Raw genomic sequence first — 19,022 nt, forward strand, 5'->3', positions numbered from 1 at the left:
TGGCCCGGCACAGATCAGGTCAACAACGGCCAGCAGGCGTCGCCACCAGAGCCATCCGGGGACGACCTACCCTGTCGATCCACGACTCGACGAACGAGCGTGAAACTACTCGTCTTCGGCCGAATGAGCTCGGGTGCGGCGCGTCACCTCGGGGAGCGGCGGATATTCAGCTGAGCAGGAGCGGCGGGAGCACGTGCAGCGGCACGAGGATGCCGAACGAGACGAGGGCAAACCACACCATGTGTGAACGTCGGGCCGCCGCTGCCACGACGATGGCGGCGACCAGGCCGATACCGGCGAGGGGCAGCGCAGCCATGAAGGCGACGAAGGCCAGCCAGCCGAGGCCGCCACCGTGGTCGCTGACCACGTCGTCCGGCAACCAGTCCAGCACGGTGTAGAGACCGAAGATGCCGACAACCTGAGCGAGCACCCAGACGAGGAAGTAGCCGACTCCGCGGGCGAATCGTGTACCACCGTCAGGCCCCTGAGGTGGGTTGACAAAGCCGGGATGAGCCAACGGTCCAGCGCCCGGGTACGGCTGCGCTCCCGGGTACGGGTAAGGGTGCTGTCCGTACGCCTGCTGGTGGGGGTAGCGCGGATACTGCGGCGGGTACTGATGGTTGGGCTCATACGGATTCATGGTGGGCTCCTCGGGGCATTGCCTCTGAGACGTTCGGCGTCGACGAACCGTTCCTCCGTCAGCGACGATCAATGCCCGCGCCGCTCCGCGTACGCCCGCGCGGCGTCCGTCCAGGCGAGATTCCGCGTTGTTAATCTCGGACGGTGTTTGTGACCCGCGCAGAACTCGAGACGATCCTCGGCACGTCGATCCCCGACGGTGTCGACGGCATCGACGCCGTCACCCACGACTCGCGCGCCGCGGGCCCCGGTGGAGCGTTCGTCGCCGTCCCCGGGTTCACCGTCGACGGCGTGACGTTCGTGCCGCAGGCCATGGCCAACGGTGTCTCACTCGTCGTCGCCGAGCGTGACGTCGACGGCGCACCCACCGCCGTCGTGCCCGACGCGCGCGCTGCCCTGGCCGCCCTCGCGACGGCGACGGCCGGCCACCCGAGCCACGACGTCGTCGTCTACGGCATCACGGGAACGAACGGCAAGACAACGAGCAGCTACGTGCTGCACGGCATCCTTTCCGCCGCGTACGGCGAGGAGCACACGGGCCTCCTGACGACGGCGGAGATCGTCGTCGGCACCCACCGCGAGCCTGCCGTGCGCACCACGGGCGAGGCGCCGCAGGTGCAGGGCAACCTCGCGCGCATGCGGGACGCAGGCGTGCAGCACGTCGTCCTCGAGACGAGTTCACACGGCATCCACCTCCAGCGCGTGGCCGGAACCCGCTACGCCACAGCGCTGTTCACGAACCTCACGCGCGACCACATCGACCTGCACGGCACGATGGAGGACTACTTCCTCACCAAACGCCGCCTCTTCGAGTGGACCGAGGGCCCCAAGCTCACGAACGTGGACGACGCCTACGGCGCCCGCATCGTCACCGAGGTGCCGGGCACCCTCGGCTTCGGCGTGAGCGAGAAGGCCGACTACCGCATCAGCGACGCCCGCCCGAGCGAGGGCGGCACCGCCTTCACCCTGACGACGCCCGCCACGTTCCTCGACGGCCGCGAAGCGCCGGGACGCATCGAGCTGCAGATGCCGCTGCTCGGCGACTACAACGTGCACAACGTCGCCGGCGCTTCCGCGATTGCCCTTGAGATGGGCATGCCGCTCGACACGCTCGTCGACGCCGTGAAGAACATGGGCCAGGTGCCCGGCCGCTTCGAGCGCGTGGCGGCGGCCACCGACAAGGGCTTCGAGGTCGTCGTCGACTATGCCCACACCGAGGTTGGCCTCGAGCTCGTGCTCGACGTGGCGCGCGACGTCATCTCCCCCGAGGGCCGCGTCATCTGCGTCTACGGCGCAGCGGGACGCCGCGACCCGGCCAAGCGCCCCAAGATGGGTGAGGTCGCGAGCCGCCTGGCCGACGTCAACATCATCACGAACGACGACACCTACGACGAGGATCCGCAGGCCATCGCGGACGAGGTCATGGCCGGCGCCGACGCGGCTGACACGACGGTCGTGCTCGACCGCCGCGAGGCGATCCGCCAGGCGCTGGCGCAGGCTCGCCCGGGCGACATCGTCGTCGTCGCGGGTAAGGGCCACGAGCGCGTCCAGCACCTGCCCGACGGCGACGTCGATTTCCACGACACGACCGTCGTCACCGAGCTGCTCGCCGAGAGCTGACATCCGAGAACGACCACGAAGGGCCGGCCCGCGCTCCTGCGCGGGACCGGCCCTTCGTCGTCCTGTGCCCCGAAATATCGGGTTTCCATGAACGTGATGCACGAGACACCGCCTCGACTTGCACCCGATTCACTACAGGCGTAGTGTCGAAGACATCGAGGCGCTACAGATGTAGAAAGCAGATGTGGGAAAGCCTCCAGCGCCTGTCTCAACACCTCGCGCACACAACTTTTCGAAGGAGAAACATCATGGACAACATCACCACCGTCTTCTGGGCCCTCATGACGATCAGCGCCATCGGCGTCATCGCCTTCGTCGCCACCCTCGCCACCTGGGGCACGCAGTTCTTCGCCGCCAACCGCCCGGTGCGCAAGGAGCGTCGCGAGAGCATCCCGGCCTACTACGGCCGCCTCGCCACGGCGCACTGATCGCCCGCAACCAACCGCGAGACCCCGTCACACCAGCTGGTGTGACGGGGTCTCGTGCCTTCGCTGCGACGCTGGGGTTCAGTCGAGGAGCGACTCGCGCAGCTCAGGCGGCAAGAGGCGGCGCGCGCAGATCATCTTCTGCTCGACGGCCGACGTCACGGCCTGAGCCGCGAGGATCGACGTCGACACGACAACCTGCGCCGTCGCGGCCTGAACGGCCGAACCGCCACCGAGCATGACGCCGATGAAGGCGCCGGGCAACGTCACCATGCCGGCCGTCCGGGTCTGGTCGAGCACGGGGATGAGCGACTCGGGCAGGCGCCGTTCGATGACGAGCGCGATCGCGTCCTTGGGCAGCAGACCAATCGAGAGGCCCGCCTCGTACTGGTTCTTCTCCTCGCGCAGGCCGTCGAAGGCGCGACGCGAAACGAGCGTGTGCACGCTCATGACGTTGCCGATGACGATGCCCGCGGTGGGGATGATCGACTCGCCCTTGAGCGGCACGACGCCGGCCGCCGCGACGATGACGAGCACGGGAAGCAGCCCTGACGCCATGGCGATGGCCGCGGCCACGCGGGCGCGATGATCGGTGGCTCCGGAGCGTTTCGTCGTCGTGAGGACGGCGACGAGGAACATCGCGACAACCGCAGCGATGGACGCCCAGAGGTACTTCACGACGCCCGTGATGAGCAGCGCGGCCAGCGTCAACTGCACGGCGGCGCGGGCCACTGCGATAAGCGATGTGCGCGACAGGCGGACACCGGACATCCGGTAGCCGACCTGGATCATGAGGAGCAGGCACACGATCGCGACGACGACGTGCCAGCCAAAACCTGTTGTCACCCGTGCAGTCTGGCCGCGTTCGCCCCCCGTCGGCCAGTGAGGCGAGACTGTGCAGACACTGCGACGCCAGATGGCGCACGACGAACGCAGAGGAGACGCCCATGACGACGCTGCCCCACCCGGGCACCGGCGAGCCGTTCGCCTCCCCCGTGCCGCCGGGCACGGGATGGCCGGCCGACCCCGCTCGACCGCGCACCCGCGTCGCGCGCAGTTCGGACGACGTCGAGCGGCTCGCAGCGTCGTCGCGTTCCCTGGAGCAGCTGGACGCCCGGGTGACGGTGTGCCGCGCCTGCCCGCGGCTCGTCGCATGGCGCGAATCGGTGGCGCGCGACAAGCGGGCAGCGTTCGCGGGCGAGCCCTACTGGGGACGGCCGGTGGCGGCCTTCGGCAGCACCAACCCCCACGGCCTGATCGTCGGCCTGGCCCCGGCAGCCAACGGCGCCAACCGCACGGGCCGGATGTTCACCGGCGACCGCAGCGGCGAGTGGCTCTTCGCGAGCCTGCACCGGGTGGGCATCGCATCGCAGCCGGTGAGCAAACACGCCGGTGACGCACTGGAACTCGACGGCGTCCGCATCACCTCCCCGGTGCACTGCGCGCCGCCGGACAACGTACCGACGAGCGTGGAGAAGGCCACCTGTTCCACCTGGCTCGTGCGTGAGCTGCAGTTGCTCGAGCCGGGGTTGCGCACGGTCGTCACGCTCGGCGGTATCGCGTGGACGCAGACGCTCGGCGTCGCGCGGCGCCTCGGCTGGGAGGTGCCGCGCCCCGCCCCCCGCTTCGGCCACGGCGCCGAGGTGGAGCTACGCACGGCGAAGGGACGCCCGATCAAGCTGCTCGGGTGCTACCACGTGAGCCAGCGCAACACCCAGACCGGAGTGCTCACCGAGGACATGCTCGACGCGGTGCTCGCGCGGCTTCACGACCCGATTCTGTAGACGTTCGGCGTCATATACGACGCGCAACGTCGACAGAATCCGCAGGAAACCTCCCAGCGGATCGCCACGTCGAAGGGCTGTGACTGCATATCGTGACGTCGTGACAAGCACAGCTGGCGAGACGTGGGGGATTTCCGGCCCGAACTTCCTCATCGGCTACGTCATTCTCACGTTCGCGGGCTACCTCATCGCCCGCTGGATCTTCGCGCCGCAGCAACGCGGGCCCAAGGACCTCGGCATCCCTCTCGACTCGTTGAGTTCACCCGAATGGGGCCTCATGCGACGGCCGGAGGCCGCAGTGAACGCTGCGATCGCCGACCTGCTCAGCGACGGCTGGTTGGTCGGCACGCCCGGACGGTGCGCGCCGGCCGGGCGCGGTGAACGCCCCCTTCGCACCCCGTTCCACGGGGCGGTCCTCACTGCGGTTGCGAATGCCGGTACCCACCAGCCGACGACGAAGCAGCTCCTCGCCGACCCGACGGTCGTGCGCGAGATGGCGACGATGCGCGGCCACCTCGAACGCCTGGGTGTTCTCACGACCCCTGCCCGCGAACGTCGCGCCTGGGGACTGCCCCTCGTCATGACGGCGGTGATCGCGCTCGGCGTCGCGCGGCTCGTCGCGGGCCTGAACAACGGCAAGCCGATCCTCTACCTCCTCGCTGCGCTGTTCTTCGCCGCTCTGTTCACCATGGCTGCCTACGGCGAACCGCGCCACCTCACGCGGGCGGGTCAGCGGTTGATCACCGAGAAGGCGAAGGCCAACCCCGACCTCGTCATCTCGAAGGCCACGCGCAAGGGCGGGTACGTCGGGGGCGCCGGGCGCGACATCGGCCTCTCGGTGGCCCTCTTCGGCACCTCCGCGCTCGTCCTCGCCCACCCCGCAGCGGCGTCCGCGTTCGGTATCGAGCACACCACCTACGGCGCCATCCCCACCGCCGGCAGCAGCGGGTCGTCGTACACGAGTTCGTCCTGCAGCAGCGGAGGCTGTGGCAGTGGATGCGGCGGCTGACACCCTGCAGGCCGATTCTGTAGACGTTCGGCGTCACATACGCCGCGCGATGTCTACAGAATCCGACGGAGTTGATCGCCACCCGGCGTCAGCAGCACGGTTGGATCCTCTCCTACGCCGGGCTCGTCGCGTGGTTCGCCCTCGGCACCGTGCGCCTCGTCGTCTGGCTCGGGCGCGGCAGGCCCGTCGGCTATCTCGTTGCGGAACTGATCGCCTTCGCCGTTGCCCTCGCCCTGAATTTCACCTTCCGGCGCGACCGCATGACGAAGGCCGGCACCGAGGCGCCGGCACCGCGCGACCTCGGGCTTGCCGTCGGACTCTTCGGCACGGCTGCCCTCTTCGTCGCGGCTCCGGCCTTCGCGGAAACGACCGCCCTCCCGAAACAGGTGTACGGCTCCGTGGCGAGCGACGGCTCCGGCGGCGGCGACTCGGGAGGCTCGGGATCGTCGTGCGGTGGCGGCTGCGGAGGTGGTTGTGGTGGATGATGGCGCCATCACACCTGGGGAGGGACGAGATGACCACACCTGAGCACATCGCGATGCTGAACGGCCGCACCGCCGCAGTTCAGGCTGCCACCGCCGACCTGCTCGAACGCGGCGCCCTGCGCAGCGACGGCCACACCGTCTCCGCGGGGGCCACCGTTCCCGGCATGACGGACCTGCAGCGAGCCATCCACCGCGCCGTCCACAACGGCGCGCCGCGTGTCGAACAGGACCGCGACGTCGTCGCCCAGCTCGACCTCCTCCAGCGTGACTGCGTGCGCCGCGGCCTCCTGCACCCGCCGAAGCGGGCCAAGAACGGCAGGTCGGTGGGCGGCCTCCTCCTCGGCGGCGTCATCCTGCTCGTCGTCCTCGCCGTCCTGAAGGCGCCGATTCCCCTCGTCGTGGTGACCATGGTCGCCATCGTCGTCGCCCTCTTCTTCGTCATCCGCCGCCAACCGGCCAAACGTGAGCGCCGCACGAAGCAGGGCATCGCCGCCCTTCAGCAGGCGCGTGCGGAAACCAGCGAGACGGCGCCACTCGGTTCGCGGGTGGCCGCGTTCGGCACCCGCCCGCTCCTGCTTGCCTTCCCGCAGCGGCCGTCCTCGGCTGGCCGCTCGTCGACTTCGACGACCCGATGATGCAGGCCCAGCGCTGGGCCGGTGGAAGCGGTGGCGGCTACTCCTGCTCGTCGTCGTCCGGGAGCGACGGCAACCACGACGCGTGGTGCAGCGGCGGCAACACCTGTGGCTCCGGCGGCTCGTGCAACTCCGGGTCGTGCAGTTCGAGCAGCTGTGGCGGCGGTTCCTCCTGCGGCGGCGGGTGCTCGTCATGACGACGACGCCGGCCACCACGCGCCTGCCCATGCCCTCCGGCGTCGGCATCGGCTGGCGTCAGGAGATCGCGTCCCTGCTCGCGGGGCTGCCGGACCTGCGCTGGGTCGAGGTCGTCGCCGAGGGCGTCATGCACGGCATGCCACCGGCCCTGCGTCGGCTGCGTGACGACGGTGTCACCGTCATCCCGCACGGCGTGCGCCTCGGCCTCGGCGACGCCGAAGGACTCGACGAGCACCGCATCGCCCACTTCGCCGATGCCGCCCGCATCACAGGGGCGCCGCTCGTCAGCGAGCACATCGCGTTCGTGCGCTCCGGAGGCGTCGAGGCCGGACACCTCCTGCCGCTGCCGCGCACGCGGGAGGCGGCCGACGTCATGGTCGCCAACGTCAAGCGCGTGCAGGCCGAGCTCGACGTCCCGATCGCCCTCGAACCCATCGCGGCCGTCTTCACGTGGCCCGAGGACGAGCTGACCGAGGCGCAGTTCGTCACCGAGATCGTCGAACGCACCGATGCGATGCTGCTGCTCGACATCGCCAACGTCTACGCGAATGCGCGCAACCACGGCTGGGACGCCCTCGAGCAGGCCCGGGCCATGCCGCTGGAGCGCCTCGCGTACATGCACGTCGCCGGAGGCCTGGAGAACGAGGGCATCTACCACGACACCCACGCCCACCGCGTCGAGCCGGAGGTGCTCGCCCTCATCGCAGAGCTGTCGACGCACACGCAGTTGCCCGCCGCGATGCTCGAACGCGACGGCAACTACCCGCCTGCGAGCGAACTGCTCGGCGAGCTCGACGCCATCGCCGACGCCGCCCGCATGCCGCGCGTCAGCACCCAGGTGTCGGTCGGTGTCTGAGCCGGACGTCAACGCCTCGCTCGCCGCCCGTCAGCGGCAGGTGCTCCACGCCGTCACCGGAACGGCCGCCATCCCCGACGGCTTCGCGGCGTTCAACGTCGACGTCGCACGCCGCGCACTGCTCGACAAGCGGGCGCGCGAACTGCACTACGCGTGGCCGATCCTCGCCGCGTCACTCGGCGAGCGCCTGCGGCCACTCTTCGCCGAGTTCGCCGAGCACCGCCCGACCCGCGGCATGCGCAACGACGGGTACGCGTTCGCCACGTGGCTCGAAGCGCGCGGCGACCTCCCCCTGGCCGGCTCTTTGGAACTCGCCGAGGCACGCCTCTGGTGGGTCTGGTCCGATGACGACACCCCACCTCAGCGGCGGACGTCACGGATCGCGAGCGCCCGCTTCCCCGGCGGCCGTCTCGTGCGCACGGGCAACCGCGTTCACACGATCGGCCGACCGCGCACGTCCTAGCCGCGCGTGCTCATGTGCTCCCACGGCTTCGACAGGTCGAAGCGGCGCCCGCTGATCTCCGAGACGGCAATACGCACGATCGTGTGCTTCTGCGTGGGCACCCACGGGCGCAGCGGAAGCTGTTCGGCGCGTGCCTTGTCCTGGCCCTCGAGCACCTCGGCCTTGCCGTGGACGACGACGCTGCACGCCTCGGCGTCGCGCCTGCCGTCCGGCGCAGCCACGAGGTCGTCGACCTCGAACGCGACGGCGTCGTTCATCGTCACGCCGAGCAGCTTGCTGCCCTCTGCGGTGCGGAAGTAGACGGCCTCGTGGTCGGAGACGTAGTTGATCGGCACGATCTGCACGTCGCCCACGAGCGTGTAGGCAAGGCGGCCGAACTCGTGGCGGCCGAGAAACTCCCAGCACTCCTTCTCGTCGAGCGGGTGGACGACGTCACGCGGTTCCGCGAACTCGGGCATGGCTCCTCCTGGTGCTCCGGCGGGGGCTGGTGCGCCCCGCACCTCCAGCCTGCCCTGCCTGCGGGCGCGGTGGGGACCTTCGGCCCCAGGCCCTTCGTCCCTTCCCTGGGCTACTCTCGAAAGGTCAGCCGCGAGGAGGTGCCCACGTGAACGCAGCCATCGGCCTGATGATCGCCTCGGTCGTCGTCATGGCGCTCATCGTCGTCTTCATCGTGCGCGTCAACAATCAGGTGCAGCGCCAGCAGCGCGAGCGCTACTTCGGCGACATCAGCCACGTGCGCATCCCCGACGACACGAGTGAACTCACCGACCGTCGTCAGCGTCCGAAGCCGCCCTACCGCCCGCTCTGACGCGCGCGAACCCGCGTGGCGTAGAGCAGGAGAATCGCGACGACGCAGCCGACGGCGGTCTAGGCGGCACGATCGAACAGCAGCGGTCCGACGGCCACCTCGTGCCCCAACTGCCCCATGAGCAGGGCGAGTGGCGTGACGAAGATCAACGCGATGCCGTAGTTACGACCCACGAACAATTCCGCCGCGGCTTGGAGCACGGTGAGTACGAGCACCGCCACGACGCCCCGGGGGTACAGCGGCAGGATGAGCGCGGCGAGGCCCACACCGGCGAAGGTGCCGATGAGGCGGTGCAGCCCACGCGTGAGGCGGGCGCGACGCGTGGCTCCCGTCAGCCCCGCGACGACGGCCACCATGGCCCAGTACGCGTGCGTGCTGCCGTAGAGCGAACCGACGACTGCGCCGACGAGGCCCGCGACGAGGGCTCCCCCGGCGAACAACATGGCCCGCCGACGGTTCGCCTCAACGCTCAGAACCCGCGCGGGATCGAAGCGCGGGAGGACGACCTTCTTCGCACCGTCAGCGCCGCCGCGCGACGATTCGACACGCACCCGGCCCACCTGACTGACGACGACGGAGAACGCCGCCGCGAGCGCCGCCACGGCGAAGGCGACCGGCACGTTGCGCGGGTCGTGCGGCAACGACGTCACGGCCGTGAAGGCGAAGACCGGGAACAGCGGGCCGGGCGGGTGCCAACGCATCCCGTCGGAGAGCAGGGAGGTCGCGCCGGCCACGAGCGTGCCGCCGAGGATGACGGCGAGTTCGCGTTGGGGCATGAGCGAAAGGGCGGTGCCTGCGGTGACGAGCACGGTCAGGACGCTGCCGACGACGATCTGTTCCCCCGCGCGCCGGGCGTGCTGCTGCCCTCGCGCGTACAACGAGGTGAAGGCTCCGAAGGCGGCGAACATCGTCCACTGCGGACGGTCGAGGACGACGAGCACGAGCAGCGGGACGAAGACGGAGACGGCCGCGCGAACCGCGACACGGTGCGCTCCGGCGTGGGGCCCGACGGTGAAGAAATCGGTGAGAAAACCGGAGTTCGAACGCTGGGAGGCCACCGCTCGACGGTACGCCGCACATGAGCCGCACACCTCATCGCGAGCACCCTCGCGGCCCGTGATGTTGCTCATCCTGACGGCGTCGACGCGCGAATGTTCCTCGCGCAGTTGGGCGTTCGACCTGGGCGCCCCGGCGGGGGCTATCCACGCGACAGGCGATCGGTACCACACCGCGAAGGTGGATTCGGGCAATCCGGCGGGCTAATCTCGTGAGCAAGTAGTGGTGGCCGCATCCGAGAAACCTCCCTGACCGCAACACGCCACCCGAGGAGTTTGAACATGTTCGCACTCGCCATCGTGCTGCTCATCGCAGCTGCTGCCCTCGTCCTGTGGGTCATCTTCGGACTCAACGACGCAGGCAACAACAAGATCCACTTCGACGGCTTCGGCATCACCGCCGACCTCAGCCCCCTCACCCTGTTCCTGCTCGGCGCCCTCGCGCTGCTGCTCGTGTGGGCCGCCACGCGCCTCATCGCCGCCGGCACGAAGCGCGGCATGCGCAAGCGTCGCGAGCGCAAGACGCTGGAGAAGGAGCACAAGCTTCACGAGAAGGACCGTCTCGCCGCCGAGCGCGACCGCGACGCCCTGCGTGACGAGCGTGACGCCGAAGCCCACCAGCGTGAGACCGCCGAGGCCCGCCAGCGCGTCGCCGAGCGTGACGTCGCCCGCTCCGAGGACGACCACCGCACGGATGCCAACGACGTGCGCGGCACCGAGCCGCAGCGCGGCGCGCACAGTGACGTGCGAGACGCTGACGTGCGTGACGCCGCCACGGACGGTCGCCACTACCGCGACTGATCCACAGCGTCACTCATGACGAAGGGGTGCCCCACCGATTCGGTGGGGCACCCCTTCGTCATGGGCGAGGGTCAGCTCTTCGCGGGCTCTGCCTTCGGCTCCTTCTTCGGCGCCGGCTTCGAGTTGGCGGCGTCGACGAACGCGTGACGCGGCGACTCGAGATCCATGAGGGCGCTGGCGTCGCGGCCGAACATGAGACCGACGGCCCAGTTACCGAGGATGCGCGCCTTGCGCTCGAACGTCGGCATCGCGTACGCGTGGTAACCGCGGTGCATCATCCACGCCGGCAGGCCGCGCAGGCCGAACTTGCCGACCTGGGCCACGCCCTTGCCGACACCGAGACCGGCGACCGAGCCGATCGTCTTGTGCTTGTACTGCTTGAGCTCGCCGCCCCCGCGGATGACGGTGAGGATGTTGCTCGCGAGCACCGGCGCGTGACGCAGCGCGTGCTGAGCGTTCGGCACACAGAAGCCGCCGGGGCCCATGCCGGTGACGTCGGGAACGGCCGCGTTGTCGCCGGCACCCCAGGCGCCCTCGACGACGTTGCCGTCGTCGTCACGCACGCGCAGGTCGGTGCCGACCATGAGGCGGCCACGGTCGTCGATCGGCAGGTCGGAGTCGACGAGCACCGGGTTGGCCTTGACGCCCGCGTTCCACACGATGGTGTCGGCGTCGAACTCCTCGCCGGTCGACAGCACGATGTGCTTGTTCTCGCAGCTCTTGAGCTGCGTGTCGAGGTAGACGTCGACGCCGCGCTCGCGCAGGGAGGCGACGACCCACTTCGCCTGCTCCTCGCTGACCTCGGGCATGACGCGGCTCATGGCCTCGACGAGCACGAAGCGCGGGTCTTCGGGCGACAGGCGCGTGTAGTGCTTGATGGCGTCCTTCACCATGTCCTGGATCTCGGCGATCGCCTCGATGCCGGCGAACCCGCCGCCGACGAAGACGAACGTCAGCGCACGCTTGCGCTCCTCGGGGTCGGTGAGGACGGCGGCCTCGTCGAGGCGCGCGAGGACGTGGTCACGCAGCGTGACTGCTTCCTCGATCGTCTTGAAACCGATGCCCTCCTCGGCGAGGCCGGGGATTGGCAGCGCGCGCGGCACGGAGCCGGCGGCCATGACGATGTGGTCGTACTCGAGCGTGAAGTCGTCACCGAGCTCGGGGTCGACGTTGACCGTGCGGTTCGCGTGGTCGATCGACGTCACCTTGCCGGTGATGATGTCGGCACCCTTGAGGTGACGGCGCAGCGGCACGAGCGCGTGGCGCGCCTCGATTGAACCGGCCGCGACCTCGGGGAGGAAGGGCTGGTAGGTCATGTAGGGGTTCGGGTCGACGACCGTCACCGAACCTTCACCCTGGTTCAGCCCCGCGAGGAGCTTCTTCGCCGTGATGAAGCCGAGGTATCCGCCGCCGACGATGAGGATGCGGGGGCGCACGTTCGTGTTCTGCGAGAAAGGCATGTCTTCACTCTAGAACCGTTCGAGGCACCGGTCGAAATGCAGAGGGCAAACGACCAACTGTAGGTGATGACGCTCGCCCGCGTGTGGTTCCGGCCTCGTCAGTTCAGCCGTCCGAACGGGTCTCAGAGCTCGAGCACGAGCTCCTTGCCCTTGCAGCGGCTGACGCAGATCATCATGACGTCGCCCTCCTCGCGCTCGTCGTCCTCGAGGACGGAGTCGCGGTGGTCGATCTCGCCGGAGACGACGCCCGTCTCGCAGGTGCCGCAGATGCCCTCGAGGCACGAGCCGAGCACCGAGATGCCGTTCTCACGCACGACCTCGAAGATCGACTTGTCGGCCGGCACCGTGAGGCGCATGTCGGACTCCTCGAGGACGATCTCGAACTCGGAGTTGTCCGAGTCGTCGATCTCCTTGGGCGTGAAGCGCTCGACGTGGGCGACGAGCGTCGCGCGCGTGCGGCACTGGTTTTCGACCGCTTCGAGCAGACGCTCGGGGCCACACGAGTAGACGAGTGCAGCACCCTCGGCCTCGATCTGGTCGAACATGCCCTGCAGGTCGAAGGCACCCTTCGGGTCCTTGGCCCAGAGCGTCACCTTGTCGCCGTACTGGGCGAGCTCGTCACGGAAGGCCATCGTCGCCTCGCTGCGGCCGAGGTAGTACAGGTGCCAGTTCTTCCCGGCGGCCTCGACCTCGCGGATCATCGGCATGATCGGCGTGATGCCGATGCCCCCGGCGACGAAGACGTACTTGGGTGCCTTGCGCAGTTCGAAGTGGTTGCGCGGGCCGTAGCTGACGAGTTCGTCGCCGGCCTTGAGCGTGTCGTGGACGTAGGAGGAGCCGCCGCGCGACTCGACCTCGCGCAGCACCGCGACCCGGTAGCAGGAGCGGTCGGCCACGTCACCGCAGAGGGAGTACTGGCGGATCGTCTCGGCGAACGGGTCGTGCTCGGGCATCGCGCCGGCTTCGGCGGCCTGCATCTGGGCCGCGTCGACGCCGCCCAGGACGAGGTCGAGGTGCGAACCGGGCGTCCACGGCGGCAGGTCGCTGCCGTCCTTGGACCGCAGGGTGAGGAGACGGACGCCGTCGGCAGCTTCGTCGATGGTGTCGACGACGAGCAGGGTCGACGATTCCGGCTGGGTCGATTCCGAGATCATGCGCTTCTCCTTCGGCGGTGCTGACGCTCCGCGGCCCTTTCGTTCGGGTGCGAACGAGTCACCAGTGTACGCACCACATCATGCATTTGTGACCTGCGTCTCAATCCGTTGCCCCAAAGTCTTTCGGGGCCGAACGAAACGTCCTAGCGTAGGGACATGACTCAGCGCGTCCTCATCGTCCAACACGACCACTGCTCCCCTCCCGGCGCCGTCGCGGAGCGTTTCCGCGAGCGCGGCTACGAGGAGACGCTCTTCCAGATCGTGCCGGAAGCCGATTTCGAGAACCCGGGCGTCGAGGTGGAGTTCCCCGACGTTCGCGGGTTCGACGCGATCGTCGTCATGGGCTCGTACTGGTCGGCGTGGGACGACGACCTCATCGGCTCGTGGCTGCGCCCCGAGATGGAGATGCTGCGCGAGGCTGACGAAGCCGGCGTGCCGGTGCTCGGCATCTGCTTCGGCGGGCAGCTGCTGGCGCGCACGCACGGCGGTTCGGTGGCGCGCGCCCCGGAGCCGGAGATCGGCTTCGTCGAGGTGACGAGCGAACGTGAGGAGCTGGCTCCGGGCGGACGCTGGTTCGCGTGGCACTACGACCGCTGGCAGCTACCGCCGCAGGGCGTAGAGTTCGCGCGCAACGCGATGGCGTCACAGGGATTCATCCTGCGCAAGAACCTCGCCGTCCAGTTCCACCCGGAGCTGTCGTCGGACGTGCTGACCGGCTGGTGCGACAACGGCGGCCGCGAGATGCTCGCCGGCATGGGCCGCAGCGCCGACGACCTCATCGCGCAGGCGCGCGACTGGGACGAGCGCGGTCGCGAGCGCGCCCACGCCGTCGTCGACGGATTCCTCGTCAACGTGGCGTCACAGGAGGCCCGTGCCTCGTGAATGCCGTGATGGGATGAACCGATGAGCGTTCAGATTGCCGTGAGCCTGCCCAGCACTGCGGTTGGCTTCCTCGACCACAGCGTGGCTGCAGGCGAAGCGCCGAGTCGAGCCGCGCTCATCACGATCGCGCTCGAGCGAGAGTTGCGCCATCGTCTGGCCATGCGCGACACGGAAATCCTGAGCCAGGTCGGGCCCGCGGACGAACTGGACGACCTCGTGCTCTGGAGCGGTCACTCCTTCGACGATCCGGACTGAGCCGCGGCCGCCCACTCACGGGGTCAGGGCTGGCCGGGCTTGAGGGCCACCCACAGCCCCTCGGCTTCGGCACACAGGCGTTCGCCCGCCCACAGCGAGCCGCGGATGAATTGCTTGCGCCCCTCGATGCGATCGACGGTGGCCGTCACCGTCAGCGTCTCGTCGACCGGCGCGACGGAGCGGAAGTTCACGGTGAGGTACGCCGTGCGACTGGGGTCGAGCTCGGCTTCCAGAGCGAGCGCTCCGAGGACGTCGTCGAAGAGCATGCAGATCGCGCCGCCGTGGACGACGGAGTTCTCCCCGACGTGGAACGTGCCGAAGCGGACGCTGCCGGAGAACGAGTCGCCGACGTAGGTGCCGTCGACGACGGACGGCACGAGGGTCTGCGCGCGGCCGACGGTGTCGACTCGACCCCAGACTCGCTCGGGTTCGGGGGCTCCGGCGCCGCGCAGAATGGTGTTCACCTCGCGCAGGTGTTCCGTGATTTCGGCGGCCTGAGCGGCGTCGAGGCGAGAGGCGGCCATGAGGTCGAGCAGCTCGCGTATTTGCGTCGCCACCGAATCGTGGGCATCGACCGTTTCGGGCGGCACCGTGTTCTCACGCAGGGCGTGCAGGGCGGCGATGGCGTCGCGCTCGGTCATCGGTACTCCTCTGAGTTCGGCATCGCCGGGGCGGGCACCGGCCTGTGCGCATGATGCCCCGAGCAGGGCGAGTACGTCGAGGATGCCTGGTGACGAGGGCAGGTTCAGGCGAGGTCGTCGGCGTACTGACGCGCGCAGAAGTCACGCAAGTCCTCCGCGAGCGCGGCCAGTTCGCCCGCTGCGTCATGATCGGGGGACCACGCGGCGCGCAGCGACTGAGTGAGCGCCTGGCCGTCGACAAGGCGATTCCGCTGTGCCGCAAGTACGACGTGCGCGTGCACGTCGACGCGGCGTACGGCGGTTTCTTCCGCCTGCTCGCCGAGGAGGGCGACGACCTGCTGGCGCCGGACGTGGCCGCCGCCTTCCGGGCGATCGACGAGGCCGACTCCGTCGTCATCGACCCGCACAAGCACGGCCTGCAGCCGTACGGCTGCGGCGCGGTGCTGTTCCGCGACCCGAACGTGGCGAACTTCTAGAACCACACCTCGCCGTACACGTACTTCACGAGCGGTGACGACCTGCACATGGGCGAGATCTCGCTCGAGTGCTCGCGTTCGGGCGCGTCCGCGGCGGCGCTGTGGATGACGCTCCAGTTGCTGCCGCTCACGCGGGAGGGCATGGGCGAGATCGTCGCGCCGGGACGTCGCGCCGCGCTGGCGTGGGCCGAGAAGCTGCGCGACTCGGAGGTGTTCGACCTCTACCAGGAGCCCGACCTCGACATCGTCAGCTACTTCCCGAAGGGCGACTCCCTCGCTGATGTCGACCGCCGTTCGGGCGCGATCCTCACGAACGGCATGAACGCGCCGCGTGACGAGTCGCTCTTCGTCGCGACGTACAAGGTGAAGCCCGACGACATGACGAACCGTGGCCACGACGTGCCCGGCGGAGCGCCCGAGGCGGGCGCGCGCATCCTGCGCAGCGTGACGATGAAGCCGGAGACCGAGCCCCTCATCGGCGACATCCACGCCGCCGTCGAGAAGCTCGCCCGCGCCGTCGACGCCTGACCGGATGTTGAGCGGCGTACGCGGCACCGGTGCCGCGTTTCCCAGGCAACATCGCGCCACGCCGTAGGGTGGAGGCATGGCACTCAACACGGCCTTTGCGGTCCTGCCCGGTCTGACGATCGACACGCTGCCCAGCGGCATTCTCGACCCGACGACGGACTACGTCACGGGCGAGGAGGCCATCTCGAACGCGCTGCCGGCGGGGTACGTCGGCGCGTTCACGGCGCGCACGGATGACGACGAGGACGCGGTCGTCCTCGTCGGCTACGAGCTCATGCTGCAGCCCGACCTCATCCCCGATATCGCGGACGAGGCCGTCACCGCCGTTTTCGCGGGCAACTCGAAGACATGGCTGCTCATCGTCGACGGCGTCGAGCAGAGCCACATGCTGACGCTCGACGCGTCGGGCGTCACGGCGGAGGACGGCGAGCCCGTCGAGGGCGAACCGACCGCCATCATCGACGGCGACCCCGAGAAGACCCTCAAGCAGGCCGTCGTCGACCTCACCGGCATCGACCTCGACGCCGTCGTCGCCGACAAGGGCGTCCTCGTCATCGTCGAGGACTGAGGATTCACCGATAGGTCTTGCTATCGGCTGTAGTCTGTAGCCATGGCGACGGGCTTGGAGGAGATCGCAGCCGCGAGCGACCGCATGACGCGTGACGCTCGCGCCATGTTGACCGCTGCCGTCCGCGACGCACACCGCGAGGGACTGTCCCAGCGCGAGATCGCCCGGCGTATCGGACGCAGCCAGCCTGAGGTGTCGCGCCTCATCCGCTTTCACGGGTCCGGACCTCTTGCCCGCAGGTTGCGCGCCCACCGCCAAGCGGTGATCCACCTCATCGAGGATGCCGGGGGACGCAATGTGCGTGTCTTCGGCTCCGTCGCCACGGGCCGCGAGCACGCCGGCTCGGACATCGATCTCTTGGCGGACCTCAGCCTCGCTGACCTCAGCCTGCTCGACCTCGAGCGCCTCCAGTCACGACTCACCGAAGAAGTGGGCGCGACAGTGGAACTCACGCCCGACTCGGGGCTGAGGCCCTACCTACGCGAACGCGTCCTGAAGGAAGCCGTTCCGCTGTGAGCCCCACCGGACGCACACCCGCCGAGAACGTTGAAGAAGCCCGCTACCACGTGCAGTTCGTCGTGACATACCTCGACGAACCCGCTACGCAAGTTGCGACGGACGCCATCGCCATGCGCCTGTCGGCCGCCCTGGAGGCGATCTCCGCACTGCCCGTCGAGATGCGTGATCGCGTCTGCATGGGCGAGTGGAAGGAAATGTGGGGCATGCGCAATCGAATCGCGCACGGCTAGGCACTGACGGACGGACGCCTCCTGCGAACCACCGCAGAACGGGATGTCCCAACCCTTCTGACTCGCCTCGCAGCCGAGCTCACCTGACGATCGGACCGCGCGTCAGCGTGCGTCGGGCATCCCTCGCCCCCACTCGCGCGAGATGTCGCAATTGGGGACAGACCAGGCACAAAGATCCCCACTCGCGCGATTCGTCGCGCAAGTGGGGATCTTTGGCGGTCGGATCACTCCGCCCAGGTCGCCTTCACCGGGAACTTCTTCACACCATTGACGAAGTTGGAGCGCACGCGCTTCACGTCGCCGACGAGCTCGATCTTCTCGATGCGCGGCAGCAGCTCCTCGAGCAGCAGGCGGATCTCGAGGCGGGCGAGGTTGTTGCCGAGGCACAGGTGCGGCGAGCCCTTGCCGAACGTCATGTGGTCGACGTTCTTGCGCGTCACGTCGATCTTGTTCGGGTTCTCGAAGACGTCCTCGTCACGGTTGCCCGAGCCGAACCACATGACGACCTTGTCGCCTTCCTTGATCTGCTTGCCACCGAGCTCGACGTCCTTTGTCGCCGTGCGGCGGAAGTGGTAAACCGGCGTCGCCCAGCGCAGCAACTCCTCGAGGCCTGACTCGATGAGCGACGGGTCCTCCTTGAGCAGCTTGAACTGGTCGGGCTGCGCGATGAGGCCCAGCATGATCTGGCTGATCGCGTGGCGCGTCGTCTCGTTGCCGGCGATGACGAGCAGCGAGAAGTAGTTGTTGAAGTCCTGGTCCGAGAGCGGCACGCCGTCCTCGGGCATCTTGTTCGCGAGGATCGAGACGAGGTCCTTGCCCTCGCCGCCGACGCGCTTGTCACGCAGGTCGCGCCCGTAGTCCCAGACGTCCTGCACGGTGGGCGAACGGAACGGCAGGTGGTGGTACTTCTCCGACTCGGACGAGTCGAGCAGGTGCTGCGTGTAGTCCGGGTCGGTGTTGGCCACCATCTCGTTGCCCCACGCGATGAGCTGCGGCGTGTGGTCGCGCGGCACGTCGAGCAGGCGCGCGAGCACCTGGATCGGGAAGTCGGCCGAGATTTTCTCGACGAAGTCGAACTCGCCGTCGGGCGCCGACTTCTTCGCCTCGTCGATTGTGTTCTTCGTCAGCTCGCGCAGGAACGCCTCGTAGTTCTTGAGGAGGTTGCGCGGCGAGAACTCACGCTGAATGAGCTTGCGCAGCGCCGTGTGACGCGCGCCGTCCGTCTCCAGTATGGAACGGCGGAAGTCCATGAGGTCGTCGTCGACGTCCTCGAGGTTGACGAACTTCTCCGACGTGAACGTCTCGGAGTCCTTGTCGACGGCCCAGATGTCGTCGTACTTCGTGACGGCCCAGAAGCCCTTGCCGTCGGACTCCTCGTTCCAGTGCACCGGGTCACCGGCGCGCAGGGCGGCGAACTGGGCCCAACCCTCGTTGTCGCGGAACCGGTCCAGGTTCGCGAGGTCGACGTCTTCGAGCGTGTACTGGCTGCTGGGTGCGGCACCCACGTCAGTGGTCATGTCGGTCTCCTTCGATC

The 19,022-nt window shown here is 68.8% G+C and carries 25 protein-coding genes; 17 read left to right on the forward strand and 8 right to left on the reverse strand.

The window, feature by feature from the left end:
* Nucleotides 1–166 precede the first annotated feature (166 nt).
* Nucleotides 167–640 (reverse strand): hypothetical protein, encoded by a 474-nt coding sequence (locus tag D1832_RS15155; RefSeq protein ID WP_147362673.1) that lies wholly within the window; start codon nt 638–640, stop codon nt 167–169.
* 143 nt (nt 641–783) lie between these two features.
* Between D1832_RS15155 and D1832_RS10040 the strand changes: the two genes are divergently transcribed.
* The gene (locus D1832_RS10040) at nt 784–2,259 is read left to right on the forward strand and encodes a UDP-N-acetylmuramoyl-L-alanyl-D-glutamate--2,6-diaminopimelate ligase (RefSeq protein ID WP_118913755.1); all 1,476 of its coding nucleotides are present in this window, start codon (nt 784–786) and stop codon (nt 2,257–2,259) included.
* Between the two features lie 248 nt (nt 2,260–2,507).
* Nucleotides 2,508–2,687, forward strand: coding sequence for a hypothetical protein (locus D1832_RS10045; protein WP_118913757.1), 180 nt, complete (start codon nt 2,508–2,510; stop codon nt 2,685–2,687).
* Between the two features lie 78 nt (nt 2,688–2,765).
* Here the strand turns inward: D1832_RS10045 and D1832_RS10050 are convergent, their stop codons facing one another.
* The gene (locus D1832_RS10050) at nt 2,766–3,530 is read right to left on the reverse strand and encodes an ABC transporter permease (protein WP_052946911.1); all 765 of its coding nucleotides are present in this window, start codon (nt 3,528–3,530) and stop codon (nt 2,766–2,768) included.
* 101 nt (nt 3,531–3,631) lie between these two features.
* Between D1832_RS10050 and D1832_RS10055 the strand changes: the two genes are divergently transcribed.
* The 6 genes from D1832_RS10055 to D1832_RS10085 all read left to right on the forward strand — a co-directional run bounded on the left by D1832_RS10055 (nt 3,632) and on the right by D1832_RS10085 (nt 8,111).
* Entirely contained in the window at nt 3,632–4,468 is an 837-nt protein-coding gene (locus tag D1832_RS10055; protein WP_047310725.1) for a uracil-DNA glycosylase, read from the forward strand.
* Nucleotides 4,469–4,568: 100 nt separating this feature from the next.
* Nucleotides 4,569–5,477 carry a TIGR04222 domain-containing membrane protein gene (locus D1832_RS10060; RefSeq protein WP_165357957.1) on the forward strand — a complete coding sequence of 303 codons (909 nt, stop codon included), beginning with the start codon at nt 4,569–4,571 and terminating at the stop codon, nt 5,475–5,477.
* Nucleotides 5,478–5,548: 71 nt separating this feature from the next.
* Entirely contained in the window at nt 5,549–5,962 is a 414-nt protein-coding gene (locus tag D1832_RS10065; protein ID WP_118913761.1) for a DUF2207 domain-containing protein, read from the forward strand.
* A 29-nt stretch (nt 5,963–5,991) separates the two neighbouring features.
* Nucleotides 5,992–6,597 (forward strand): TIGR04222 domain-containing membrane protein, encoded by a 606-nt coding sequence (locus D1832_RS10070; RefSeq protein WP_118913763.1) that lies wholly within the window; start codon nt 5,992–5,994, stop codon nt 6,595–6,597.
* A 136-nt stretch (nt 6,598–6,733) separates the two neighbouring features.
* Nucleotides 6,734–7,648 carry an MbnB/TglH/ChrH family RiPP precursor modification enzyme gene (locus tag D1832_RS10080; RefSeq protein WP_241510966.1) on the forward strand — a complete coding sequence of 305 codons (915 nt, stop codon included), beginning with the start codon at nt 6,734–6,736 and terminating at the stop codon, nt 7,646–7,648.
* Entirely contained in the window at nt 7,641–8,111 is a 471-nt protein-coding gene (locus D1832_RS10085) for an SCO6045 C-terminal-like domain-containing protein (protein WP_118913765.1), read from the forward strand. The genes D1832_RS10080 and D1832_RS10085 overlap by 8 nt, the downstream gene beginning before the upstream one ends.
* On the opposite strand, the gene D1832_RS10090 is transcribed toward D1832_RS10085, so the two are convergent.
* Nucleotides 8,108–8,569, reverse strand: coding sequence for a pyridoxamine 5'-phosphate oxidase family protein (locus tag D1832_RS10090; protein ID WP_118913767.1), 462 nt, complete (start codon nt 8,567–8,569; stop codon nt 8,108–8,110). The two genes, D1832_RS10085 and D1832_RS10090, sit on opposite strands and share 4 nt — an antisense overlap.
* Before the next feature lie 146 nt (nt 8,570–8,715).
* On the opposite strand from D1832_RS10090, the gene D1832_RS10095 reads away from it, so the two are divergent.
* Nucleotides 8,716–8,919, forward strand: coding sequence for a hypothetical protein (locus D1832_RS10095; RefSeq protein WP_047310729.1), 204 nt, complete (start codon nt 8,716–8,718; stop codon nt 8,917–8,919).
* A gap of 59 nt (nt 8,920–8,978) precedes the next feature.
* Here D1832_RS10095 and D1832_RS10100 read toward each other — a convergent pair whose 3' ends face one another.
* Nucleotides 8,979–9,977 carry an FUSC family protein gene (locus tag D1832_RS10100; protein WP_241510967.1) on the reverse strand — a complete coding sequence of 333 codons (999 nt, stop codon included), beginning with the start codon at nt 9,975–9,977 and terminating at the stop codon, nt 8,979–8,981.
* Between the two features lie 279 nt (nt 9,978–10,256).
* On the opposite strand from D1832_RS10100, the gene D1832_RS10105 reads away from it, so the two are divergent.
* Nucleotides 10,257–10,775 carry a hypothetical protein gene (locus D1832_RS10105; protein ID WP_118913771.1) on the forward strand — a complete coding sequence of 173 codons (519 nt, stop codon included), beginning with the start codon at nt 10,257–10,259 and terminating at the stop codon, nt 10,773–10,775.
* Between the two features lie 71 nt (nt 10,776–10,846).
* Here D1832_RS10105 and D1832_RS10110 read toward each other — a convergent pair whose 3' ends face one another.
* A complete protein-coding gene (locus D1832_RS10110) occupies nt 10,847–12,235 on the reverse strand; it encodes an NAD(P)/FAD-dependent oxidoreductase (RefSeq protein ID WP_118913773.1) in 1,389 nt (462 codons plus the stop codon).
* A 122-nt stretch (nt 12,236–12,357) separates the two neighbouring features.
* Nucleotides 12,358–13,389 carry a PDR/VanB family oxidoreductase gene (locus tag D1832_RS10115; protein ID WP_118913775.1) on the reverse strand — a complete coding sequence of 344 codons (1,032 nt, stop codon included), beginning with the start codon at nt 13,387–13,389 and terminating at the stop codon, nt 12,358–12,360.
* Nucleotides 13,390–13,545: 156 nt separating this feature from the next.
* Here D1832_RS10115 and D1832_RS10120 point away from each other — a divergent pair, with 156 nt between their 5' ends.
* Both D1832_RS10120 and D1832_RS10125 read left to right on the forward strand, forming a co-directional pair.
* Nucleotides 13,546–14,271, forward strand: a complete 726-nt coding sequence (locus tag D1832_RS10120; protein WP_118913777.1) for a type 1 glutamine amidotransferase — start codon at nt 13,546–13,548, stop codon at nt 14,269–14,271.
* A gap of 21 nt (nt 14,272–14,292) precedes the next feature.
* Complete coding sequence (locus D1832_RS10125) at nt 14,293–14,526, forward strand: hypothetical protein (protein ID WP_118913779.1); 234 nt, start codon at nt 14,293–14,295, stop codon at nt 14,524–14,526.
* A 23-nt stretch (nt 14,527–14,549) separates the two neighbouring features.
* Here the strand turns inward: D1832_RS10125 and D1832_RS10130 are convergent, their stop codons facing one another.
* The gene (locus D1832_RS10130; protein WP_118913781.1) at nt 14,550–15,167 is read right to left on the reverse strand and encodes a PaaI family thioesterase; all 618 of its coding nucleotides are present in this window, start codon (nt 15,165–15,167) and stop codon (nt 14,550–14,552) included.
* Between the two features lie 89 nt (nt 15,168–15,256).
* Here D1832_RS10130 and D1832_RS15835 point away from each other — a divergent pair, with 89 nt between their 5' ends.
* From D1832_RS15835 to D1832_RS10150, 5 genes are all read left to right on the forward strand, one after another.
* Complete coding sequence (locus D1832_RS15835; protein WP_241510968.1) at nt 15,257–15,643, forward strand: pyridoxal-dependent decarboxylase; 387 nt, start codon at nt 15,257–15,259, stop codon at nt 15,641–15,643.
* A gap of 48 nt (nt 15,644–15,691) precedes the next feature.
* Entirely contained in the window at nt 15,692–16,171 is a 480-nt protein-coding gene (locus D1832_RS15840; protein WP_241510969.1) for a hypothetical protein, read from the forward strand.
* A 76-nt stretch (nt 16,172–16,247) separates the two neighbouring features.
* Entirely contained in the window at nt 16,248–16,739 is a 492-nt protein-coding gene (locus tag D1832_RS10140; RefSeq protein WP_118913783.1) for a hypothetical protein, read from the forward strand.
* A gap of 42 nt (nt 16,740–16,781) precedes the next feature.
* The gene (locus D1832_RS10145) at nt 16,782–17,255 is read left to right on the forward strand and encodes a nucleotidyltransferase domain-containing protein (RefSeq protein WP_118913785.1); all 474 of its coding nucleotides are present in this window, start codon (nt 16,782–16,784) and stop codon (nt 17,253–17,255) included.
* Nucleotides 17,252–17,488, forward strand: a complete 237-nt coding sequence (locus tag D1832_RS10150) for a ribonuclease HepT family protein (RefSeq protein WP_118913787.1) — start codon at nt 17,252–17,254, stop codon at nt 17,486–17,488. Before D1832_RS10145 ends, D1832_RS10150 begins: the two co-directional genes overlap by 4 nt.
* A gap of 224 nt (nt 17,489–17,712) precedes the next feature.
* Here the strand turns inward: D1832_RS10150 and D1832_RS10155 are convergent, their stop codons facing one another.
* On the reverse strand, nt 17,713–19,005 hold the full coding sequence (locus tag D1832_RS10155; protein WP_118913789.1) for a cytochrome P450: 1,293 nt from the start codon (nt 19,003–19,005) through the stop codon (nt 17,713–17,715).
* Nucleotides 19,006–19,022: the final 17 nt, after the last annotated feature.

It is taken from the genome of Dermacoccus abyssi (assembly GCF_003515945.1).
Classification (GTDB): Bacteria; Actinomycetota; Actinomycetes; order Actinomycetales; family Dermatophilaceae; genus Dermacoccus; species Dermacoccus abyssi.